This window comes from Rhizobium sp. Leaf453 (assembly GCF_001425605.1).
Classification (GTDB): Bacteria; Pseudomonadota; Alphaproteobacteria; order Rhizobiales; family Rhizobiaceae; genus Pararhizobium.
Window position 1 is genome coordinate 63,921 of sequence record NZ_LMRG01000004.1, and the last position, 21,931, is coordinate 85,851.

Sequence of the window (21,931 nt, forward strand, 5' to 3'; positions counted from 1 at the left end):
CCCCGCCGACATGATCCTCGGAGCGGCCTAGGGTCGCGCCGCACCGATGGCGAACGCTGCATATAAGGGGAGTCGGAACAAAGCCCTGCAAGCTCCGTTGAGTCGCGCTGGAAACGGCACGTCCGTGCCTCCCCATCCAGCACATCAGGCAACTGGCCCTGCCTCGGCAGGGTCTTTTTTACCGGAGCTTGGAATGCCGCGTTACTACTTCGATGTCCACTACGGTGATGAAGTTGACGAGGATAACGACGGCCTTGTCTTTAAGGACAGCGACGCTGCGATCGCAGACGCCAGGATCGCAATAATTGAGATGGCCCATGAAGCGGCTCGGCTTAACATCGCACTCAATGTCAGCGCGATTGCGGTCGCAGATGCGGGTGGCGACTACGTCGCCACAGTCTCGATCGAGGACGCGATGTACGGAAATCCGACGAAGCACTAAACGTTGAGGATAGGTCCGCCTGCCCTATCTTGATCTCGATCAGACACTGGACCGAATAATGGCCGACCAGAACAAATCGATAAAGCTCATCGTCCTCGAGGCCTTCGACGCCGACGACAAAGGCAACCTGTCGCTCGCGTTCGATCCTTGACAGATGCAGGACGAAGGTCGGGCTATCCGAGAGGCGAAAGCGCTTGTCGGCAAGCATGCCCCTGTCGTAGCGTGGATCGGAATTCATGATGGAGTTGAAACGTGCGCAGGGTTTGGAAGGCAGAGCACATTTATGAAGACGGAGAGTTGGACGAGTACGCAAAATTGATCGGGTATTTTTCGACCCGTGCTCTGGCAAGGGCTGCCGTCAAACGGGTAAAAGACCAGCCTGGATTCAAGAAATATTCGAAGGGTTTTGTCATCGGCCAGGTCGCGATAGATCGGGTTGGATGGAGCCAGGGTTTCATTCGTTGGAAGGAGGCCTGAATGAGTGACCTTTATTCCGTGGACCATATTTACAGGAACGAATTCGGCGAGGTTCAGTCGAAGGACGTCGGAGTATTCTCGAGCAAAGAGCAAGCGGACGCGGCGGTTGCCAGCGTCATGGACATGCCGGGTTTCTGCGACCACACCAGCGGTTTCATTGTGGAAAAGGTTATAATCGATAAGGTGTTTTGGGAGGAAGGTTTCGACCCCGGCGCCGACGACGGGCGGTTGCTGCCACATCATGAAAAGCCATAACCATCTTTTCTTAAGGCTCTATCGGATGCTAAGCCTGCAGGCCAACGCGGCGACCGATGAGAAGATTGCAGCCGCCAAGACGCGGCGCTGACCATGGCGCTCTACGCTTGGACGATCCGAGTGCCAAACCGCCAGCCGATAGAGCGCGTGACTGACATCGACGAACTGCATCAGACGCTGACGGTGCTAGACCTACCCGGCCTGCGCAACCCGGCCGACATCACCGCCGACGCCGATGGCATCGTGCCGGACAGTGGCAAGTTTCGGCATGTCGATGTTGATGACGGGTTCGACTGGTCGGTGACTTGGACGAAGTTGGTGTGAAGCCAAGTCCCACATGCCCTTGACACGCGCATCCATTGTGCCACGCTACACGCTCTGGACGTGGGGACGTCCATTTCTCTGAGGGCAATTATGAAATTTCGAATTCTTGCGCTGGCAATTTTGTTGGCTGCATCCGGATGCGCAAAGAGGCCGGACGCGATCGTGCCTGTCGATATTCCAATGGCCGCCTACGGGAACCTGGACTGTGCGCAGCTCGCTCAGGAATACCTGAACGAGCACAACAATCTCGCCGCCCTGTCCAAGCAGCAGAACCAAGCCGCCACAGGCGACGCTGTCGGCGTATTCCTGGTCGGCGTGCCGGCATCGAGCCTGACAGGCGGCGACAAGGAAGGCCAGATCGCCGTGAGCAAGGGCAAGGTCAACGCGGTCGAATCCTCGTTGAAGGCGAAGGGCTGCAATGTGCCTGCCACGCCGGTTGCCACGAAGAAGGCAAAGTAGGAGCGAAACGACGAAAGCCCGGTGATGAGCCGGGCTTCGTTCATTATTGGGCGCAATAGCACCAGCAATGGGGACAACGCATTGAGCGATCATGAATTTGGAAATGTTTCTACAGATCTCAAGCTCTCGTTGATTGAGGCATATCTCAAAGCATTTACAACGGCGCTGCGATCGCAGTTCCCAGAACTCTGGTACATCGACGCATTCGCCGGAACGGGCGAGCGTGTCATCAAGCAGAATGCCATCGCCGATGACCTCATGCCCGGTCGGGAAGAGCGTATTGAACGACGAAGAGGCTCCGCAAGGATCGCACTCGACATTGAGCCCGCCTTTAACCGGGTTATCTTCATGGAAAAGAAAAAAGCGTACTGTAAGGCACTGGAACGGCTGCGGGAACAATATCCAGGGCGCCGGATAGATATTGTGCGAGGAGATGCGAACACCGCCATCGAGTCTGAGATTGACTCGATGAAATGGGTTGGCAAGCGCGCCGTCATCTTCCTTGATCCGTACGGCATGGCTGTCAATTGGTCGACCCTGCAGCGCATCAGGCAAACCGAGGCCATTGATGTCTGGTATCTCGTTTCGCTGGCAGGGCTTTTCCGACAGGCTACGCGAGATCCCGACAAGATGGATGAAAAGAAGCGTGCGGCCATAACCCGCATGCTCGGTACGGACGACTGGATTGATGCATGGTACAATCGGCCGCAGAAAGATGATCTGTTCGGAACCCACGATCAGACATATCAGCGCATAGCTGACGTCGAAGCCATCGAGAAATTCGTGGAAGCTCGGTTAAAGAGCCTCTTCCCAAAAGTGCTGCCGCCAAAGCGGCTGAAGAACGGGAGCGGCGTCCCGATGTTCTCTCTTTTTTTGGCCATTTCCAACCCGGCACCAAAGGCAATAGGACTGGCCACCAAAATTGGTAGCAGTATCCTCAAAGCGTAGCGGTGGCCGGCATTTCGTCCCAAACGCGCCCTCGGTAAGACCGACCTGCTGCCTTCTTGTTCTTCCCGCCCCACTGTTTGAAGAAGAACGCTGCGTTTGCATCTGTGCACATATCAAAAATCTCGTCGATCCAGACGGGATCCAAGTAGCGCGCGCCCGGCCCGGATTCACCTCCGACTATCGCCCATTGGATGCCGTCCAATTTACCGCCAGACACAGAACCTATCAGCGGCTCGAAAGAGACGAAGCGAACCGTCGCAGGCACTTGCCGCAGGTGGTCCAAGCGATGGAGGACTCTGCCATCTTCAACACTGGTGCCTAGCCACACATTCGATAGGATATCGAATCCGTCCGAGAGCACCTCCGCCATGCGATCAGGCCGCTTAGTCAAGATCTGGTAGGTATGGTGAGGCGTTCGTGCCATCGCGCGCCACACCTTCCCGATGAACTCGGCAGGAACGTCCGGGTGGAAAAGATCAGACATCGAGTTGACGAAAACGTTGCGAGGCTTCGACCAGGCCTCGGGTACGGACAGCGCCTTTTCGTCGAGGTACAGGTCCCCAGTCCACTTGGCGCGCCCGCCGCTCTTGCGGGTCAAACCCTTATACTTATCAACCCCCATAGCCTCGAGACGAGCAGCCATGCGCATTGCGTAGCAATTCGTACAGCCAGGGCTCACTACCGAACATCCGGCAACAGGGTTCCACGTTGCATCGGTCCACTCGATTGATGTGTCTGCCATGACAAGCCTCTAAAAGAGCCGAAACGAGGCTCAATGATACATTGAAATCGTTAATTTATGAAGAGAAAACAGCGCGTTAATAGATCAAATTTCGCGGGGCCACAGAGAGATTTCCGACGCATAGATTGGTCCGTTCGCCACTTTGCGGACATGAGCTCGGTTTGAGTTTCCCCTCACTTGAGGTTGGGGTGGCGGGGCACAGTGCGGCGCTCATCTTCTTGCTAGCTGCATCCGGCGTGTTACTCTTTTAACCATGTCTGAGAAAGAGTTCTGCAAGCGGTTTGAAGATCGGGTGCTCCTTTGGTATCGCGCGGGTCGCAATGCCTTTGGTATGAAACCCGGAGATTATTCGAGATCGGTCGCCAAGGTTTGGTGGCCCGAAACGAAGCAGGACGCTTTGTCCCCAGAGCGCTGTGCCGATGAGGACTCCTACTACTGGGAATGACCGCTGGAGGTTAGGGCGGCGATCAAACCTATAAAAGGGACCGCATTGGTATACCGCAAATGGGGGATGCGGGACAGCCTGCCGTCCGGCAGACTTCATCCGGGAATGAGGGGCGTGTAGCCGAAGGTTGGAGAAGGACATCGTGATAAGCATTACGCAGAACGTGGGCGGGTATTTCAATCAATCCGCCATCGGAATCTTGGACTACCTCTACCACGGTAATGAATTCTCAAACACCACGTCGCTCGGGGCAATTTATGCGGATTCAGGAGTGGAGTTCTTCGCAGCGATCGGAGGGCGGGATCTCGTATTTGACAATGGTGCGCTTGTCGGCGGCACCGTCGAAGATATCGTCATCTACAACAGCGACAACTCAATGTACGGAGCATATCAGGGCTTCTCGCTTACCCCGCGTGAATTCCTGAGGCTGATGACGGGAACAATGCCAGGTGCGCTTCTCGATCAACTCCAGAACACCGCGCTGGACCATAGCGGCAGCAGTTATGCGGACGACATAGTTGGCAGCATTTTGGATGATAGGCTGTACGGCTTTGGAGGCGATGACGAAATCAGAGCGGGTGCTGGAAACGACGTCCTTGTCGGCGAGAATGGCAATGACGCCCTTTTCGGCGGCGTTGGAAACGATGTGATCTCCGGGGGCACAGGCGCGGATTTCCTTACGGGTGGTGCGGGCGCTGACACGTTCACCTATATGACCAATCTCGCCAACCCTCGTCTCCCGGACTCCACGATGCACGCGGCGGGAAGAGATACTATTCTCGACTTTGCTCGCACACACGGCGATAAAATCGATCTGAGCGGCGTGGACGCCGACTATTTCACCGATGGCCACCAATCGTTTTCGTTCATCGGGCGGGCAGCCTATAGCGGAACGGCCGGAGAACTCCGCTATGGTATATCGGGCGGGACAACGACAATTTCAGCCGATGTGACCGGCGACGGCGTAGCAGACATCCGGATCACCCTCGACCGGGCAATATCCCTGATTGCCTCGGATTTTATCATCTGATCGACTATTGTATCGTGAAAAGCTGAAGCCCGGCCGATCGGCCGGGCTTTCTCGCTATAGCCTATGATCGTGGGGTGACGGCTATACGCAGTGGCGGCGCGTTGATAACTTGCGCCCGTTACATGGAGCTATTGTCATGATGACGGTGAAAAATTTAATTCCAAAAAGCAAACATGACCTCGCTGCGGTCAAAAATCTTCAGAAGGCAGATCCTGCGTCGATAACTCCTATCCTAGATCAACTTTTTGAATGGACAGAAGACGGCAACTGGCCGGTCGCTAGACCGATGGCAGATTTCCTCGCTGCACACGGCAAACTGATCGTCCCGCTTGTGAGGAGAGTATTGAACGGCAATGATCTATCATACAAATATTTCTGCCTTGATTTGGTAGTGAGACAGCTACCCGCAGAGGCGTTTAGTTGTTTGATCCAAGACCTAGAGCGCTTGGCGGATAATCCGACCTCGGAGGAAATTGAAGAAGGTCTACCGGAATTGATTAGCGAGATGACCTTTGCCCGCCCGTAAACCAAGCACTCTCTTAAAGGGTGCGTTGCAGATGACAGGGCCGCAACGTCTCGAGGAACTAAAGCTAAGTCGCTGATGTTTGACGTTCTGCGCTTTGGAGTTGAATGGTTCGCTAGAAACGTCGTACATCTCTTCTATGGAAATGATCTTATCTATTTTGCTGCTGCTGCTCGCTACTGTGTTCGGAACATGGGGAGCCAGCATTGCGAAATCGAAGGGGGCCAGACCTCTTGTTTGGGGCGCCTTATGCGCAGCCACAGGACCAGTCGGAATTGTGACGCTGCTGTTATGGGTGAATGAAGCCGACAACTCTTGATTTAGCGCTACGTTCAAGACATTCATCTTAGCGACCCTTCCACATGATGGTGGGGAGCGGGGTCGTGTATCACTTCCTGAATGCTCGGCCTTCATAGACCGAACACAGGCCAGAACCACCCCGATGTCGAGATTGACACGGTGACTTGAGAAGCTACAGGACGAAATCGGTCGAGATGAGTGTGACGACAGAGTTGATCCAGATCTGGAAATCCGCGGCACCGTCGCCATCGACGTCACCCTGAACGTAGGTGCGAGCCGTGGTGTTTGCGTAACGCAGTTCTCCGGCTTCTCCGCTAAACGCCGCCGCACCGATGAAATCAAAAGCCTGCCCTTTGGCCACGTTGACATTGGCGTCGATCAGCCGCACGTCGATCGTATCGAACTCGGATTGACTGAAATCGTAGATCGTGTCCTGGCCGGATACCGATAGCGTAGAGTCGGCGATCGACGAGAAGACGAACCGGTCCTTGCCAGTGCCTCCGTAGAGCTTGTCGAGGCCGGTGCCGCCTTCCAGACGATCCCAGTGGTCACCGCCGTAGAGCCTGTCGTTGCCGGCGCCGCCGGATAGCCGGTCATCGGCATGGCCGGCGCTAATCCGGTCACTGCCGCCGCCACCGCGCAAATTGTCGGTGGCGTCGCCTCCACTGAGGTCGTCGTTGCCGTCACCGCCGTCCAGAAAATCGTTCTGATGGCCGCCGACCAGAATATCGTTACCGTCTCCGCCGTAAAGCCTGTCAACATCCTCCTCGCCGTAAAGCCGGTCGTTTCCGGAACCTCCGAAAACCGTGTCCCATCCGGCACCCGCGAGCACCACGTCGTTGCCGGCGCCGCCGTCGAGCACATCGATGCCGCCGTAGCCATAGATGCGGTCATCACCGCCGAAGCCCGAGAGAATATCCCTGAACTCGGTGCCATGGATCATATCCGCGCCTGAGAGCAGGTAATCGACCGCGCCCAGAGCATAGCGGGCCTGATAGAAGTCGAACAGCGTGGCCGCCGAAAGGTTGAGGTTGGTGGCGGAAATCACCCGCACGCCGCCGATCGACACCTGAAACGTGTCGATCGTGCCGGCAGTGACATCCATCAGTTCACCCGTCGAAGTCTTCGTGACCTTGATGCCACTACCGGTGAACTGCGTATAGTTGTTCGCATCATCGAAAAACCGGATCGTTGTGGCATTGCCGGCCCAGTCATCGTAATAAGCGATGTCGGTTATGTCATACTTGGTCAGATCGACGCCGTTATTGCCCGACGGCTTAAGCGTAAAAGTAGGCACGAAATATCACTCCCACGAAAAAGGATTCAACTGCTGCCACTTAAATTCGCCAAATGTGATTTCAAGTACGGGACGCCAACGATAACGTTGCGGACCGACACTGTAAAGCAAATCCGCATGGCCATCAGTATCGGCTGAATGACCTAGGGGTGGTGGCGCTGACAGGGTGATGCTGGATTGGCAATGCAAGAGATCAAAATGAGAAATCTTTTACTGGCGATTGGTCTTATATCCTCGGCAACGACGGCTTACGCCCAAACGCCGGAAGAGTTTATTAGGATCGGGCATAAANATCAAAATGAGAAATCTTTTACTGGCGATTGGTCTTATATCCTCGGCAACGACGGCTTACGCCCAAACGCCGGAAGAGTTTATTAGGATCGGGCATAAAAGCTGGGCGGCGTTTCAGTGCGCCCTTATAGCAGGCGCAGCGGGTAGTCTCGATGAAGACGATAGGACCGCTCTGTTCAAAGTTGCAATGGACTCTGGCCGATCATTTGTTGAGGCACGTAACAGCGGAAAACTCCCACCGGAAACTGTCAAGCAATGGCCGGCTGCACTCTCTGTGGAGGGTGAGCCAGGGTTTGTTTTGGGAAACACGTTCGGCGAAGCAATGAATGTTATCGATCTTCATCGGGATGACGTTGAGTGGCTAGCGTCCGAGTTCGAGGAGCTAGGCTGCGCCACACTTAGATGATGGTGGGGCGCGGGGTCGTGGCAAAATCGGATAGGGCTCCCGTTGGATCCGGCGGGAGCCCTATCTAGCCCGGAGCGTTCGAATTCTGCGGGCCGCTCCCAGTCTCACGTAAAGCGCTCGCACGTCAACGCGTTCCCAACAATACGAACGTGATCGCCACCAAAATTCTTGCCGAGGGAAAAAAAACGGCAACTGCAAATTGGTGATGGGCCCAGATGAGACACTTTTCGATACGATCAACTTTAATGCTGATTGAGCTGCGCGCGGCAGGCTTTACACCGTGACGTTGGAATTCGCCAACGCGCTTCATGACCAGTTTCCGGATTGGACAGTTGAAGAAATCGCAGCCCAGCTGACTGCCGCTTGGAGCAAGCAGTCCATTTACTTCGCCAGAACTGGGCAGGATATTGCTGCCAATAACCAATAAATGCTCACGGTTAATACTGGGGCGGCGGACAGACTACCTGAAACAGCGTGAGGAGGCCAAACATAGGCTACACGCATATTGATTAACTTTTAAATATATGCTCTTTGCGCGCGTCAATCTGGAGACGCGAGATGATCACCAAAAAGCCGAACACGGACGAAAGAGCCGTGCCGCGAGAGGTGCCGAACGACGACACTCCTCCTCCTCCGGCACTCTTCAACCCCTGGGACAAAACGTTCCGCAGCGACTTGAAGGACAATGACCGCGAGTTCGAATTTTAGAGCTCCGGTGAAAACAATGGTACATTCCGAAGATATTGAAGGGGCGAGGGAAGCCCCAACGCCTTAATGTTCATCATATTGATAGGAGCCAATAATGTTCACAAAACTCACCCGAACCGACGGTAAAGGGATAGTTCATTTGAATGCACAATCGGTCGTCGCCGTTTATGCATCCCAGACCAAGACGGTGATCCGCACCGCTGCCGGTGGAGAGAACACAAGCTTCGTGATTGCTGAATCAACAGAGGACGTAGTCAAGCATCTTTCAGCCGCCGGAGTCCAATTCATTACCTTAAAACGTCGCAAGGACGGCGGGCAGATGCACTTCAACCGAAGCCAAACTGTGGGTATCTATCAGCGTGCCGAGGCGACCATCGTTCGCACTACCGCAAGCGGCGAACACGCCGAATTCATGGTGCGGGAGTCCCTGGCCGATATCGAAGGCTTGTCAAGCGGCCGAAAGGACAACGGCACGCGAGCCAAAGCTATTTGATAGGAATGCAGGGTTGACAAGTTCACCGACGCAAACTTTATTGAAGCTGTCTTATTGTTCTGCTACTGGTTCGTTCAGCCAGTCGGGTCACAGCCCCGAGCAAGCCTGACCTCGCTACCCGCGAGGTCTTTTTTTGTTGACGCTTCGGACCCTTGCAAGCATTACCTTTGGGTATATCGAGGAACGTGCGGACGTACACAGACCACCTATTGGTAGGCTTAATCCGAGCATAAAATGTCATTTAAGGATTACCTGAAAAACCGCCGAACCTTCAACACTGCATCCGGTCATTTCACGCGTAATGCCCAGCTCGACCCACACATGCCAGACGCGACGTCTTGGGAGGACTTGAAACGGTACCTTAAAGCGGACCCTTTATTGCGAGTGCAGATTGCCCCAGCCTACGAGGTGTGGATGGCATATCAGAGGTCGCGTCAGAAAGCTTCGCAGCGCGGTCAAGATCGCCCCTCAAAACGATGACATCGTTTGATTTAGGGGTGGTGAGTGAATCGATGGATGGGCCGCGTCTGCCGGACTTGACTATCTTCGCAAAAGACAAAATCTGTCGCCTAAAGATGACCAGTTAAATCTAAACCGCGACAGTGGAGCTCGGCAAGTGGCGATGGAAAAATTCGTGTACGCATCCGTCATAGTGTTCGCTGTAATTTGCTTTGCGGTGGCAGTCGTGTTTCCAAAGTTTTGGCTCTCAGGATGGGGTGTAGCGACCTTAATCACGTTTTTGTTCGTCGCCGTTTCGCTCGTGTGCAGTTGGCGCGGTAAAACAAAACCACGTGCCCCTCTTTTTGGTATTGCCTGCGGTAGTGTAGTCGCACTCGGGCTGGTGACCATGCTGTTTACAAACGCTGTTGTAGGAGGGCTTGTTGGGAGTGGCCTGCTCTACGCGGTCGCGAAATCACGATTTTTCTTGTAAGAGACACAGAAGAATAGGTACAGGAGCGGGGGCCCTCGGTTCTGGTGGGGTGAGCTTGCACTGCCCAAACTGTTAGTAATTCTCGTGCAAGTTCCGGCTGTAGGCAGTGTGATTGCAACAGCGATTTTTCCGAGGCAACGAAAATGGGGTATCGCCTTATTAGAACCCTTGCGGTGTGGGCGGCAGCACTGCTGGCACTCCTGTATTTCCTCCACGATATGCATAGGGCTGCCGGGGGCGCTATGGTTGTGGCAATTCTGTGGGCACTTGGAGAGCGGTTCTTCGGCCGTTGGCGCCGCCAGTAAATTGCCACACCATTTGATCTGAGGGTGATGGGAACCGTCGTTACGTATCTAGCAGGAGACAGCTTAGCAAAAGCTGTTTATGATAATGGGATGTGCAAGTTCATTCTTTCGTCCGTCGGTCAGCGCCCACCCTACTACGAAGTGGCGGAGCATCTTTGGGGCGTTGGCTGCAATATCGACTCAGACGGTAACAGCTCAACTCCGGATGCGACCGACTGGACTGAATTGACGTTATCTTTGAGACCGGACAATTCTCAACGAGTCGATATCGACCCTATAATTACTGAAGGGCTGCTAAACTTATCCATTAAGGCGGAGATCGAGGATCTTGCCCATCGAGCAGCCCTTTTTCTCCGCGACAGGGCTGGGGGTCTTTTGATCCGAACTGAATGATTACCCAGCCCTCGAACCACAAGCGGTTAACGGACGACGATCTCTCGGTTCGAAGGCGGTGGGTCACGGCTCCAACATCTTGTAAGTCGTCACAGCTTATCTCAGGTTTGACGCCTGAGAAATTCCGGGTTTATCCACGATCTGGTTGCCCTACGTCGGTCGACTTCTATGCTGAACGGTTTCATTTGGAGTAGGAAAGAATCGAAGTTCAAAGCGATTTTCAGGGGCTCTTCCTGGGACTCGTGATCCCAGAAAAAAATCGCACCGTTTTGACTCTCATCTATTAGGATGTAGTTCCCGCCCTCTGCCCAGGCTATAGGAAAGCAACCCTCCGAGAGTGGTGCGAGTTTTATTGCCTCCTCTAATATCTGTTTCACAGGAATGAACCGATTTACGCCGATATCTCTGTTTTCTGCAACAATATTCAGTTCAGGCTCGGCACCGTCATTAAATCGCAAGAATTGCTTGTAATCGGCCGATATCACCGAACCTACCGCCGACTCCAAAGCCTCAATGTCCTCGTCAGCCCCGACCTTCCCATTCTCGAATTTCACTGTCATCAATCAAATCCCACTTTCAACGGCCGAAGATCCGCAAACATGTTTGCGCCCATACGTGGAACGATCTTGTCACGGGCTGTACCGTTCCGCCATCGTCGACAAATCTCAAATACAGCCTACTAGGTGGGGTTGTCGGCGGTAGGCTAATGAGAGGTGCTTCCATGCATGCACTATCAGGCGATCCCCGGCTCTCAAACACTATGTCTTGGATGGTCCTTTGTAGGGAAGGCCTGCTTAATTTGAAGACCGCCACCTCAAGTGACGGCATGCTCTTATGCTCATATGTCGAGGCCACTTTGCTTGGGGCGAGATTGATGTCACGGTGCTATCCTCGCCGAGTCCAGAGGCCGTAGGCTATAGCCAGCTGTCGAACGTGACCGGAAAGCGGTGTTCCGCTCACACGTCGCGAGATTTCATAATCTGTCGAATGTCGGTAGCGATGAGGCCTGTGGCCAACCTGCTTTGGCTTTGATTGCGACCATGCGCCAAACGCTGCTATGAACCGCCCGCGAGAGTAAGTCTTGTTTTTTTGGGGGCGCAATGAAATACCGCGAGATATGGACGGAGGCGGATTTTGTCGACATGGGTTGGCACGACGCCGTCCTGTACTCTATGAGTTTCCCCCAAGCGAACTACACGATACGCCTCGATATTGATTATATTTTCAAATGGCATTGGGAACGCGAGGCGGTGCGTCGATGGGATGTTGCCCCTTGCACGCTGGAATTCAACAACGTGTCCGATCTGAGGGTTTCGTTGGATTGGCAAACTCAAGGCGACACCTCAATCCAAGACATCACCCGCACGAATAGTCGCCTATCCCCAAATGGAAAGATCATGCTTTGGGATTACCAGATCGAACTCGACGTGGGAGACCTTCGCTTCACAGCCACTGGCTTTACTCAGACTGTTCGAAAGCCACCCATTTTCTCCACATCTCAGGCGCTCGATCAGAGGGGTGAGTCTTTATAGGCCACCTCAGAATGCTTGGCTGTGCTCGATCACCTCCATGCGGATCGGATCATCCTCGGCCATATCCGACCATTGGCCGCAAATGATCCGGGGGAGCAGGTTATGGTGCTGATCTGAAACAACGAGTTTTGAAACCGTTAGCGAAAGCACGCGTAGCAGTTGGTACTTCACCGAGTTGGCAGCTACAATCCGATATTCGTATAAAGACAGTGAAGCGTATGGCAGAATTACCGGTATATTTGCTCGAATATATGGCCTCGAAGGAAGCTCAGGTTCGATGGATCGTGCACGGAACCGCAGCAGAATATCTGGTTCCCGAAGAATTGCTGCATGACGCCGCCCGGTTCTGCGAGATAACTATCAAGATCGACGCCCCGTCTAGTGCGAAGCAGCGTGCAGCAATCGCCAATCTCTGCGAAGCGTTGCGCGATATGCCCGACATATTGGCATCTTACGACAGGTCGAACATTGAGGCGCTGGTACAGCAGGATGCTGACTGGCATCTTATCCGAGAACGCGCTGCTGAGGTCTTGAAAGCCTTTGAAGCGTTTCCCTATGAGTAATGTAGCTCGGTCTAACTCTAGGCCCTTCATATGATGGTTGGGCGATGGGGACTGCTTTTGGGCCCTATGCCGACATTGGGTAGCGCCTCCGCGACCCCAAGGCCGCTTTATTCTCCTGGGTACTCCCCTGCGATTGGCCCGCTTGATCGAGGTCCTACATCGTGCCCAGAGTTGATAATATCTAGCTGGGTCTGAACGGCTTGCTCAAGTCCGAATTGCAGCGATTGGAAGTGGTCAATGACCCCGTAGGAGGTCCACGATGAGCGGTTGAAGCCATATTCAAAGTGATTGTAGTAGATCACTGTCTCACCGATCATCGCGACAACCCAACATGAGCCGTAGCCTTTCAATTCCCATTCCTCAGGAGAGCGCTTGATCACTTCCCACAGGTTTCGCTGCTTGAATGACATACGGCTCCATCCGGCATTGATCTCGTCCCAAAGCTGTTCTTCTGAAAACGTCACCCTATCCCCCTGCGGCAAGCTAGGTGTGTAACAACCAAATGCCTGTATTTCGTCCGCTTATGGCGCAAACCGGCCAAAAACACCAGAAGCCGACTCCCATTGATCCTGGGGCGCGGGGTATTAGCGTTCCGCAAACCTTTTCATATAGTGCGGAGGTGAAGCCACCAACGGGATGATTGGAAATGAACGCACTTCGCATTTTCTGGGAATACACGACTGTGAAGGATAAGTTTATGGCTTTCTTCGCTTTTTTCATGCCTGCGCTGATCTTTTTTGACGCCTTGGAAAAGCAGAGCCGGGGCGCGCTTGCCAAAGGCTTTTGGGCTTTTAGTGCGCTTGCATTCTTCGCTGTTTATATCGGCGTCTCTGCTCTGATCGTAGGAATTTACCGCGAGGCAAAGAAGGCAAAACTTGCAGCTGATCAGAATTAAGACAGGCCTTTGATCCCGGAGACCGGTGGGAAATTTATTAACCACGTCTCTGCCATCATCCCGTCCATGGGAAGACCGCCGCTCAACGTTATCCGCCTTCACGTCACCATCACGCCCGAGGATATCGCGCGCATCGATGCGGTGGCAGGAACTCATGGCCGTTCGAAATTCATCCGTGATGCAGTGCGCCAAGTGCTCGACCAGGTAGAGCCCGGAGACGAGGCGAAAGGGCCGCCCTACCTCGAATACGATGGCGGACACGAACCACGCCTCACAGCTTCAGGCCGAACCATTTTGTTCGGTGCGATCCGCAAGCGTGGGTTCGATCAGGTGATGAGCAGCCTCGGCTATTCCGACCCCGTCGAATTTCTGCACGCCTTGCTCGGTCACCGCACACTGCCAGATCAAGCGGCTTCCGTTATGGTCGGCGAGATCATCGGCCGGAGATAGGCATGGAAGCTTTTGCCCAGGCGTTATTCGAATTACTCTTCCGGCTCTTCATCAGAGTTGCCAAGAAAAAGGTCTTTTGGTTGATCCTGCTCGTCGGGGTCCTCGTGTGGCAGATCACAAGATTGATCGAATAAACGGCCCACAGAAGATGGTGGGGGGCATTTTGACTCTCTCGAAGAGCAATCCCAACACGCGATATTCCGTTCCGGTTGCATAAAGTGGCAAGAAATCCGCTATATCTGACCCGTACGCATCTGATTTTCATTGCCAGCTGGAGTAAATAGGATCAACATCAGTGATGTCGATCGTGCCTGCTGATTTTGGGAAAATACCAAGCAATATAGCGCGGATGTGGAGCGGAACATGAAAATAAGAATGATCGCTGTTTCACTTGCCTTTCTAACGGTAGGGTTTGCGGCCCCTACCCTAGATACTGCAAATGCCGTGGTCTACTGCCAATACGTCAGCTATCCGGCCGGCTGTATCGTGAGGACCGGCGCCGTGCTTAGGCCGCGCCCGGTTGCCCGCGCGGTAACCGGAAAAGCGACACAAGGGACCGCCATCAATCGAGGCGGGCCAGTGAACCGCGTCGGTCGTCGATAGTCTCTTAGTTGATGGTTGGGCGATGGGGCCGCTTTCGGCCCATTGCAGCAGGTGGTCGGTGGGAACGTGATCATCAAGGCTGAAATCGTAGAAGAGCTGCGCTGGAGCTGCCCGACATCCCATCATCGCTCAATCCTCCGCAAATCAATGAGACGATTGAATCATGCCTATCGTGAAAAGAGAATTCGATATTATATTCAATCAACAAAGGCTTCGAAACGAACCGGTTTTTCCATGACGCAAGAAAAAGCCACAGCCAGCCGGCGCATAGTCTCGCTCATCAAGATCGTATGGTCAGTATCGATCATCGTCGCAGCGTCTGCGGTGGGAACCTTGATTGGTTGGGAGAACCATGGCGTTGTCGGAGCGGTTGCTCTCGGGTTCGCTGGCCTCGTTGTTGGCGGCTTCTTGAGTTCGCCTTCGCTACTTCTGCAACTCGTTACTTGATATCTCGGCAACGTTGAGCCACCTCACATCGAGGGTGTTTTTCAACGGTATCGGCGCAAACCGGCCAAAAACACCACACGACGACTCCGATCGATGGTTGGGCGATGGGGCCGCTTTCGGCCCATTGCAGACACCGTTGACAATTATGCAGCAGCTGGCATGGATTTACGCAGACTATGTAGGAGTTTAGGTTTGCATGGCTTTCCCTGTTTCTGAAGACAACATCCAATCCGCTGAGACGGCTTTAGGGAGACGGTTCCCTGCAGAGCTTCGTGAGCGTCTTCAGATCAACAATGGCGGGGATGTATCGACGGCCGAAGACGATTGGATACTGAACCCAGTTCGAGATGCGTCTGATCGAAAGCGTTCAGCAAGAACCGCGAACGATATCGTCAAGGAAACGCAGCGGGCCCGAGGCTGGCCGAGTTTTCCAACTGGTGGCATCGCAGTTGCGTCAAACGGGATGGGCGACCTACTGATTTTGCAGCCTGGTTCTGAAGAAATGTTTCTCTGGAACCATGAAACAGGAACCACGTCTCACGTCTCGGTGGATTGGAGTTGAGTTATACCGGTGATGTCTACAAATGGCGCAAACCGGCCAAAAACACCACACGCCGACTCCGATCGATCTGAGGGTGATGGGGCCGCTTTTGGGCCCAAAGCAGACCTCCTCGACAATCAGACGGTGGCACTAACGGCCTGCATTCTGCGAGAGTCACCGGTCGGAATTTCATGATCAGCTTGGGGCAGTCATAGAGATCAATTTCTTCGACCCCGTCCTCTAGCTGAACGACTCGAAAAAAGTGTAGTTCGGCTGGCTGAGGCATTGTCGTGATTAAGTCCTTTGGATCAGGCAACACCACTTCGCAAGTCGCGAATCCTCCGATCCCCAAGGCCAAAGGCTGCAAATTGTTATGGTAGTCCCAAGGGGTCCCATCAACTCGAAACACAGTGCCAACGATTTTCATAGCGACAAGATGCATCGACACCAATCCGTAAGCCATCAATGTGGTGGCAGTCGGAATACTAACCATTTCACGAATGACCACAATTGGCGCAAAGTCGACACCACCTCATTCTTTGATCTGAGGGCGCGGTGCCGCTCGATTTTTACATATTCGGAAACTTCTTGCGGGCAAGTTATCTCCAGGGTTTATCGAGGTGTGAAATGCGGTGCGACTTCGGGACGGTTTTCTTTTTGGTGGCGATAATAATGCTGTCGGAAAGGTCGTTCGCTGAAGCTGCGGAGTCTTTGCGTCCGCAGGAAGAGACAACAATGTCTGCTTCTGAAAGGGAGCTTCTTAAAGAGTGCTCTGCCGCTATGCGACCCGGGGGTGGTAAAGTAGCCTTGCCCACAAAAGTACCGGCTCAGGTGATTGCATCCTGCCGAACGTGGAAAGGTTATTCGCACCGCGCCGGTTCAAACCTCGATCTCGATGCGGACTTTAGTAACGCCCTCCGCGAGTTCTATTCTTCGATGCCGGGCGAGTATGCGGAATGTCTGGCAAAAGCTACCGCATCTCTAGCGCCTTGGCAGAAGCAGCAGGTATACGAAGCGAAGGTGCGCGACCGCGAAAACCGACTTTATGAAGCAATCGATCGTCGGCGAATTCTCTTTCACGACGAACACCCGAGCACTGAAGTTGGCAAGTGCCGTCGGTATAAGTAGTCTTGGCGCGTCGCTTGATCGGTCTCTTCATCCGCCTATGATAGATGGTCGGAGCCCGCGCCTATGATGGTGGGGCGCAGGTCAGCGAAATCTAGCTTTTCCCTCCAATTGTTTTATGACTACGGGATGGAACACTCACATGCCGTTAAACTCTTGGATATTTACATAGCAAATGCGTGGCGCATCTTTGATGCGAATTTCGGGAATGACCGCGCCGAGAGTGCAATGTTTGCCGTCGTTGACCTGTTACACGAACGAGCAGACCTGAAAGAAGAGTTCCTACGGCTGGCCAAGGCCACACTGAGCGAACAGGAGGGGTTTTGGACCGCTCAAGCGCCGGTTCCACTGGAGCTTTTGGAAGTCGCGGTTCACGAACTTCAATGGCAAGAATTTCACCAGGTCATCGAAACACGGCGCCGCTTGTTCCCATTCGACACGAGGTATAAGCGCCTCGTTGATGCATTCAACCCCGAGTGGGAAGACCGCGAATATTATCAGCGCTATCGCGTCGAGCCTTGAGCTGCGCTATGACCTAGGGGTGGTGGCGCTGACAGGGTGATGCTGGATTGGCAATGCAAAAGATCAAAATGAGAAATCTTTTACTGGCGATTGGTCTTATATCCTCGGCAACGACGGCTTACGCCCAAACGCCGGAAGAGTTTATTAGGATCGGGCATNAAAGATCAAAATGAGAAATCTTTTACTGGCGATTGGTCTTATATCCTCGGCAACGACGGCTTACGCCCAAACGCCGGAAGAGTTTATTAGGATCGGGCATAATAGCTGGGCGGCGTTTCAGTGCGCCCTTATAGCAGGCGCATCGGGTAGTCTCGATGAAGACGATAGAACCGCTCTGTTCAAAGTTGCAATGGACTCTGGCCGATCATTTGTTGAGGCACGTAACAGCGGAAAACTCCCACCGGAAACTGTCAAGCAATGGCCGCCCGCACTCTCTATGGAGGGTGAGCCAGGGTTTGTTTTGGGAAACACGTTCGGCGAAGCAATGAATGTGATCGATCTTCATCGGGATGACGTTGAGTGGCTATCGTCCGAGTTCGAGGAGCTAGGCTGCGCCACACTTAGATGATCTACAGGTGATGGGGCAGCTTCTGGCCGATAGTGTTGAAAAACTTCTCGTTGTCGTCGCGAACTGAATGCTGCAAGTTCTTCGCTACACCGAGGGAACGATATGTCACCGCAGCGTCTCAATGACAGGTATAGCACCTACGTTTTGCAGCCAGACCGGGAGATGAGCGATGCCGAGTTAGTCGCTCTCATGTCTGAGCACGGCGTGCGCGGTTTTGTTTTTCAGATTTTGAGGCACATACCGGAACAAGGTGAGGACCTTTATACGGTGCTGGTGGACGACAGTCTGGTTGTTGAATTCGAAGTTACACGAACGACAAAGATGACAGCTGTTTCCGAATTCTCCAGTTTTTCGCTTGCCACGTATCGATATGAACTGGGTCAAGGAAAAGACCGCATCCGCCTCGATCAAGCAGCGCGGCATGCCCGCAAGCTTCTATGTGATCGCGCTTGATGGCGGGGAGCGGGGCTAGGCCGCCCGCCGCGCATGCTGGACCGGCGTCAGAACTTCGATCTGCCCCGCGTCCCGCAGGGAAGCGATGTAGTTCATGATTGCGGTGAACTCGGCCGTCGCGGTGATGAGGCTTGTCGATGCCGTTGTAGCGATAGTATGGCCGTAGAGGACCAGCGTGTATCCTGCCAATATTGCATCGTCGATCCAGGCTTTAACCTGAGCAAATGTCTTCTGGCCGATATCCAGCGCGCCGATCATAAGCGTGTTAGGCTTGAATATGGATGTCGCCGGGAACCTGTTGCCGCCGATTGTGCGAGCCCACTTCACCCCCTTGGCAAGCAGCGTCGCATCCGTGGCGAGCGAGCGGGAATTGTAGGGATACGCGAAAAACTCCAAGGCGCTGTCAAGGTTCAGTCCCTCCAGAATGCCGCTTGCCTCGTCGAAGTCGGGAGACAGTTGAGCCGGATTGAGCGCGTAGTCCGTATGGTTCATGCCTTGGGAAACGATCGGCCAGCCAGCACTTTGGAAGGTCAAAAGCTTCGAGACATTGGCGGCGGCGGCATTGCCATCGCCTGCGATGTATCCTCGCAGGTTGAGGCTCTGGCAGAGTGGAAGAACGATGCTCTCATGAGACGCATCACCAAACCCGTCGAAGCCGAAGACCACAGCGGGTCGCGAGCGACCATTCAGCGCGAAGCAGTCCAGATGGATATATCGCTCGGCCAGTGGCGTCGCGGCGGATATGCTCAGTTCGAACTCTACTTCCCGGATATTCCCCCGGTCCAACGTACCGCCAAATGTCGTGGCTATCCCGTTGGGGTGCGCGGAGCTGAACAACTTTCCGTCCGGATGCCAATACAGGCTTGTCCAGTCCCCGGCCTGCCGCTTGTCAGGGGTAAATCCCTGATCCACCTTATTTACCACCGCAGCGGTTGGCGGGTTTGCCACCACGTCAGAGGATACTCGTGGAGTGATCGATATGCCGCCTGCACTTGTTACAGGTATTTTGGCGATCATCTCTACAGCGCCGGTCAGTGCAGTAACGGGGATTGCGTGCCGGAAGGTCTTGAAATAGGCAACGCCTTCCGCTGTGGCTGCTGATGCATCGATTTTCAGAGTGGACACGCCGGGTCTGCGAGTAACCGTCGGATCGATAGTCATCACACCGCCAGCGGCCGATATATCGTTGCATCTCCACTGGTTGACGCCGTTCACTCCGGAACCGGGCTCGGCAACGATCGTCGAGGGCGTGAGCCAAGGCACCCCCGCTCCCGCCCGTAGGGCAGCACTGCCGAGGTTGAGGCCAAGATTGAGACCAAGCATGATGATTCCTTCGGTCAGCGACGGTTGATTTCGCGCTGTATGCGCAGCTCTTCCCGAACGCGGTCCAGCTCTTCGGCGAGCGCGCCGTTTGATTTGGCGTGCTCTCGACCAATCGCGTTCGTTTCCATGAGGGTGACGTTGAGAGCTTCAATCGCAGCAGTGCCCCGGTTTAGTGCGGAAGGATCGACGATCACAGCCGCGACCTGAGCCGTGGATACATCATTGGCTGGCGTGGTCTTCTGACCACTGGAAAAGCCGCCCTTGGTTACAAAGTACAGAATTCCAAGGCTGATGCCGAATGCAATGATGGCGAGCGGAGGCAGGTTACCGATATCCTGAAACTGCATAATTCTCTCCGGCGTCATGCGCTGCGCGGTAGGCATTCAGGAGCTCGACAAGTGCAAGCATGGGATAGATCGCAATCCACGTGCTGATGACGCCGGATGAAGCAAAGCAGTAGTTGATGCCGCCAAAGACGAGGAAGCCGACGCCGGCGGAGAAAACGCGGATCCACGGCGTGACGTTCTTCCGGGCGCCGTTGATCACAAGACCGATGATGCGCAGCAGCCCGACGACGACCATCAGCCAGCCGAGTGTGTCCTCCTCGAAGAACTGCCGGAAGAATGCAAAAGCCCTTTGATCGAAAACCGGATCTGGCAGAAGCAGCGATACGCCCCAGGCGGTCATGATCACCGCCCATATCCATTCAGTCATGCGCGGGCCGAACCGGTGCTGGATACGGATCCAGATGCCCGGCCCGGTGTAGCTGGAGCCGTCCATTAGCCGCCATCCTTCGGCTCGCCGGTAACGGCCGTCGTGACCGTGGCCGGAGTAGACGTGATCGTCGTCGTGGCCGGCTGGTTGCTGGACTGCTTGCCGATCAGAAAGCCGAAGGCCGTGCCAGCCAGGCCGGCGATCGTCACAACCCACGTATTGTCAAACGCGACCGTCTGCCCCGTGAGGAGTTGCGCGATCATCTGGCTCGGCCCCACCAGAATAAGAGCGATAACGACAAGAGCAGAAACAAGTACCCCTGCCCGCTCGCGATATGTGCTGCTGTCCATGATTGTTCCTTTCAGGCCGCAGCCTTGGTTTCGAAGATGGAGCGGAGGCGCGCGACCGTCGGCGCATCGAAGTCGCCGGTCTGGTCGAGGCCGGACGCGAACTGGAATGCCTTCACGGCCGTGCGGGTTTTCTTTCCCGCGATGCCGTCAATCGGTCCCAGCACATAGCCGCCGCGCGTCAGCAGGCGCTGCAGGTAAGCCGTGCGGGTATCCGGGCCGTCGTAGACACGATCGCTCTCCGGCTCCAGCACGATCGGCTTCCAGGTGCCCTTGATGTCCGCCACCGGCAGGCCGCGTTCAGCCGCCCAAGGAATGACATCGAAGGTCGGACAGGCCTTCATGTGCTCGAACGGCTCGATCACGCCGTTGCCGTTCTTGTCGGGGCTCAAATCGCGATGGCCGCACCATTTGATCTCGGGGAAATCGATCGTCAGATCGCGCATGCGCTTTTCAAGCGTTTCAAGCTGCGCATCCTTGATCGTGTTGAAGGCTGGTCGGTTCTTGGCGTCGACGCCGCCGACCATCGACAGGCCGTAGGAGATCGAGTTGAAGCCTGCGACGTGTGCGCCGATCGCCATCTTGCCCCGGCCCATCTCGGCCCGGCCGTCCGGATTGATGATCTCGTTATAGCCGATATCGGACCAGCCCTGAGCCTTATGGATTGCCCGGATGCCGGCGGCGCCCTTGTCCCAGCCCGGAGGCGTGGCAGTGACGTGCACGACCCCAAGCGTGGTTCGCTCGCGATTTGCCATGGTGATATCCTTTGGTGTTGAGGAACTTTAAGGAGGACGATAGGTTGAGGATTAGCTGAACTGTTCGGATCCAAACCTCAGGGCAGCGAAAGGGCCCGGCCGCTCCCCAAGACGGTCGGGCTTTTCCATGTTTCACGGGTTGAAGTTTACCGATCTGGTACCAGATACTCGCGCAACCAGGGGGTATGAATGACTTACGATTGGGATGGCCGGCGGAGCCGATTGTTGAAGGCTGTGCGATTGACCACCGGTGTCGCGATGACACTGATGATCGTGTCGTTGCCACTTCTAGTTCTGATTTAAGGCCGGGTGAATGACCGGTGC

Annotated in this window: 29 protein-coding genes; 19 read left to right on the forward strand and 10 right to left on the reverse strand. The window is 54.6% G+C overall.

Annotated elements, in window-relative coordinates; all coding sequences use genetic code 11:
- Window positions 1-193 precede the first annotated feature (193 nt).
- The 5 genes from ASG68_RS06995 (at window position 194) to ASG68_RS07020 (ending at window position 2,905) form a co-directional block, all read left to right on the forward strand.
- Window positions 194-442, forward strand: coding sequence for a DUF6894 family protein (locus ASG68_RS06995; RefSeq protein ID WP_062578504.1), 249 nt, complete (start codon window positions 194-196; stop codon window positions 440-442).
- Between the two features lie 477 nt (window positions 443-919).
- Window positions 920-1,174 (forward strand): hypothetical protein, encoded by a 255-nt coding sequence (locus tag ASG68_RS07005; protein ID WP_062578499.1) that lies wholly within the window; start codon window positions 920-922, stop codon window positions 1,172-1,174.
- A gap of 93 nt (window positions 1,175-1,267) precedes the next feature.
- Entirely contained in the window at window positions 1,268-1,498 is a 231-nt protein-coding gene (locus ASG68_RS07010) for a hypothetical protein (protein ID WP_062578497.1), read from the forward strand.
- 90 nt (window positions 1,499-1,588) lie between these two features.
- The gene (locus tag ASG68_RS07015; RefSeq protein WP_062578495.1) at window positions 1,589-1,957 is read left to right on the forward strand and encodes a hypothetical protein; all 369 of its coding nucleotides are present in this window, start codon (window positions 1,589-1,591) and stop codon (window positions 1,955-1,957) included.
- A gap of 81 nt (window positions 1,958-2,038) precedes the next feature.
- Complete coding sequence (locus ASG68_RS07020) at window positions 2,039-2,905, forward strand: three-Cys-motif partner protein TcmP (RefSeq protein ID WP_062578630.1); 867 nt, start codon at window positions 2,039-2,041, stop codon at window positions 2,903-2,905.
- On the opposite strand, the gene ASG68_RS07025 is transcribed toward ASG68_RS07020, so the two are convergent.
- Window positions 2,895-3,647, reverse strand: a complete 753-nt coding sequence (locus ASG68_RS07025) for a DUF5131 family protein (RefSeq protein WP_062578493.1) — start codon at window positions 3,645-3,647, stop codon at window positions 2,895-2,897. The genes ASG68_RS07020 and ASG68_RS07025 overlap by 11 nt on opposite strands.
- Window positions 3,648-4,219: 572 nt before the next feature.
- Here ASG68_RS07025 and ASG68_RS32725 point away from each other — a divergent pair.
- Together ASG68_RS32725 and ASG68_RS07035 are read left to right on the forward strand one after the other, a co-directional pair.
- Window positions 4,220-5,122, forward strand: coding sequence for a calcium-binding protein (locus ASG68_RS32725; RefSeq protein WP_062609185.1), 903 nt, complete (start codon window positions 4,220-4,222; stop codon window positions 5,120-5,122).
- A gap of 136 nt (window positions 5,123-5,258) precedes the next feature.
- Window positions 5,259-5,648 carry a DUF5071 domain-containing protein gene (locus ASG68_RS07035; protein ID WP_062578489.1) on the forward strand — a complete coding sequence of 130 codons (390 nt, stop codon included), beginning with the start codon at window positions 5,259-5,261 and terminating at the stop codon, window positions 5,646-5,648.
- 469 nt (window positions 5,649-6,117) lie between these two features.
- On the opposite strand, the gene ASG68_RS07040 is transcribed toward ASG68_RS07035, so the two are convergent.
- Both ASG68_RS07040 and ASG68_RS31175 read right to left on the reverse strand, forming a co-directional pair.
- A complete protein-coding gene (locus ASG68_RS07040) occupies window positions 6,118-7,242 on the reverse strand; it encodes a calcium-binding protein (RefSeq protein ID WP_062578487.1) in 1,125 nt (374 codons plus the stop codon).
- An 821-nt stretch (window positions 7,243-8,063) separates the two neighbouring features.
- Window positions 8,064-8,363 carry a hypothetical protein gene (locus ASG68_RS31175; RefSeq protein ID WP_156384818.1) on the reverse strand — a complete coding sequence of 100 codons (300 nt, stop codon included), beginning with the start codon at window positions 8,361-8,363 and terminating at the stop codon, window positions 8,064-8,066.
- Between the two features lie 134 nt (window positions 8,364-8,497).
- On the opposite strand from ASG68_RS31175, the gene ASG68_RS31180 reads away from it, so the two are divergent.
- The 3 genes from ASG68_RS31180 (at window position 8,498) to ASG68_RS07055 (ending at window position 10,071) form a co-directional block, all read left to right on the forward strand.
- On the forward strand, window positions 8,498-8,647 hold the full coding sequence (locus ASG68_RS31180) for a hypothetical protein (RefSeq protein WP_156373636.1): 150 nt from the start codon (window positions 8,498-8,500) through the stop codon (window positions 8,645-8,647).
- A 94-nt stretch (window positions 8,648-8,741) separates the two neighbouring features.
- Complete coding sequence (locus tag ASG68_RS07050; protein ID WP_156373635.1) at window positions 8,742-9,140, forward strand: FHA domain-containing protein; 399 nt, start codon at window positions 8,742-8,744, stop codon at window positions 9,138-9,140.
- A 616-nt stretch (window positions 9,141-9,756) separates the two neighbouring features.
- Complete coding sequence (locus ASG68_RS07055) at window positions 9,757-10,071, forward strand: hypothetical protein (protein WP_156384819.1); 315 nt, start codon at window positions 9,757-9,759, stop codon at window positions 10,069-10,071.
- A 799-nt stretch (window positions 10,072-10,870) separates the two neighbouring features.
- On the opposite strand, the gene ASG68_RS07065 is transcribed toward ASG68_RS07055, so the two are convergent.
- On the reverse strand, window positions 10,871-11,329 hold the full coding sequence (locus ASG68_RS07065; RefSeq protein WP_062609192.1) for an SMI1/KNR4 family protein: 459 nt from the start codon (window positions 11,327-11,329) through the stop codon (window positions 10,871-10,873).
- A 540-nt stretch (window positions 11,330-11,869) separates the two neighbouring features.
- On the opposite strand from ASG68_RS07065, the gene ASG68_RS07070 reads away from it, so the two are divergent.
- Window positions 11,870-12,301 carry a hypothetical protein gene (locus ASG68_RS07070; protein ID WP_062609194.1) on the forward strand — a complete coding sequence of 144 codons (432 nt, stop codon included), beginning with the start codon at window positions 11,870-11,872 and terminating at the stop codon, window positions 12,299-12,301.
- A gap of 218 nt (window positions 12,302-12,519) precedes the next feature.
- A complete protein-coding gene (locus ASG68_RS07075) occupies window positions 12,520-12,864 on the forward strand; it encodes a hypothetical protein (protein ID WP_062609196.1) in 345 nt (114 codons plus the stop codon).
- Window positions 12,865-12,971: 107 nt separating this feature from the next.
- Here the strand turns inward: ASG68_RS07075 and ASG68_RS07080 are convergent, their stop codons facing one another.
- Entirely contained in the window at window positions 12,972-13,328 is a 357-nt protein-coding gene (locus ASG68_RS07080; protein WP_062609226.1) for a hypothetical protein, read from the reverse strand.
- Window positions 13,329-13,510: 182 nt separating this feature from the next.
- Here ASG68_RS07080 and ASG68_RS07085 point away from each other — a divergent pair, with 182 nt between their 5' ends.
- The 7 genes from ASG68_RS07085 to ASG68_RS31185 all read left to right on the forward strand — a co-directional run bounded on the left by ASG68_RS07085 (window position 13,511) and on the right by ASG68_RS31185 (window position 18,468).
- Window positions 13,511-13,759 carry a hypothetical protein gene (locus tag ASG68_RS07085; RefSeq protein WP_062609197.1) on the forward strand — a complete coding sequence of 83 codons (249 nt, stop codon included), beginning with the start codon at window positions 13,511-13,513 and terminating at the stop codon, window positions 13,757-13,759.
- 9 nt (window positions 13,760-13,768) lie between these two features.
- Window positions 13,769-14,209: a ribbon-helix-helix domain-containing protein gene (locus ASG68_RS07090; protein ID WP_156384820.1), complete on the forward strand. Its 441-nt coding sequence runs from the start codon at window positions 13,769-13,771 to the stop codon at window positions 14,207-14,209.
- Window positions 14,210-14,878: 669 nt separating this feature from the next.
- Window positions 14,879-15,259: a hypothetical protein gene (locus tag ASG68_RS32195; protein WP_244484128.1), complete on the forward strand. Its 381-nt coding sequence runs from the start codon at window positions 14,879-14,881 to the stop codon at window positions 15,257-15,259.
- A gap of 196 nt (window positions 15,260-15,455) precedes the next feature.
- The gene (locus tag ASG68_RS30280; RefSeq protein WP_082553956.1) at window positions 15,456-15,821 is read left to right on the forward strand and encodes an SMI1/KNR4 family protein; all 366 of its coding nucleotides are present in this window, start codon (window positions 15,456-15,458) and stop codon (window positions 15,819-15,821) included.
- A 714-nt stretch (window positions 15,822-16,535) separates the two neighbouring features.
- Entirely contained in the window at window positions 16,536-16,928 is a 393-nt protein-coding gene (locus ASG68_RS07105) for a hypothetical protein (RefSeq protein ID WP_156384821.1), read from the forward strand.
- A 63-nt stretch (window positions 16,929-16,991) separates the two neighbouring features.
- Window positions 16,992-17,447 (forward strand): hypothetical protein, encoded by a 456-nt coding sequence (locus tag ASG68_RS07110; RefSeq protein ID WP_062609206.1) that lies wholly within the window; start codon window positions 16,992-16,994, stop codon window positions 17,445-17,447.
- A gap of 730 nt (window positions 17,448-18,177) precedes the next feature.
- Entirely contained in the window at window positions 18,178-18,468 is a 291-nt protein-coding gene (locus ASG68_RS31185) for a hypothetical protein (protein ID WP_156384822.1), read from the forward strand.
- A gap of 15 nt (window positions 18,469-18,483) precedes the next feature.
- Here the strand turns inward: ASG68_RS31185 and ASG68_RS07120 are convergent, their stop codons facing one another.
- From ASG68_RS07120 to ASG68_RS30285, 5 genes are read right to left on the reverse strand one after another with little or no spacing between them, the layout of a single operon-like run.
- A complete protein-coding gene (locus ASG68_RS07120) occupies window positions 18,484-19,791 on the reverse strand; it encodes a hypothetical protein (RefSeq protein ID WP_062578482.1) in 1,308 nt (435 codons plus the stop codon).
- Window positions 19,792-19,805: 14 nt separating this feature from the next.
- On the reverse strand, window positions 19,806-20,138 hold the full coding sequence (locus tag ASG68_RS07125; RefSeq protein ID WP_062578480.1) for a hypothetical protein: 333 nt from the start codon (window positions 20,136-20,138) through the stop codon (window positions 19,806-19,808).
- Window positions 20,116-20,571 carry a hypothetical protein gene (locus ASG68_RS07130; protein ID WP_062578478.1) on the reverse strand — a complete coding sequence of 152 codons (456 nt, stop codon included), beginning with the start codon at window positions 20,569-20,571 and terminating at the stop codon, window positions 20,116-20,118. Before ASG68_RS07130 ends, ASG68_RS07125 begins: the two co-directional genes overlap by 23 nt.
- Window positions 20,571-20,855 carry a hypothetical protein gene (locus ASG68_RS07135; RefSeq protein ID WP_062578476.1) on the reverse strand — a complete coding sequence of 95 codons (285 nt, stop codon included), beginning with the start codon at window positions 20,853-20,855 and terminating at the stop codon, window positions 20,571-20,573. The genes ASG68_RS07130 and ASG68_RS07135 overlap by 1 nt, the downstream gene beginning before the upstream one ends.
- A gap of 11 nt (window positions 20,856-20,866) precedes the next feature.
- Window positions 20,867-21,607 carry an N-acetylmuramoyl-L-alanine amidase gene (locus tag ASG68_RS30285; RefSeq protein ID WP_082553957.1) on the reverse strand — a complete coding sequence of 247 codons (741 nt, stop codon included), beginning with the start codon at window positions 21,605-21,607 and terminating at the stop codon, window positions 20,867-20,869.
- Between the last annotated feature and the right edge of the window lie 324 nt (window positions 21,608-21,931).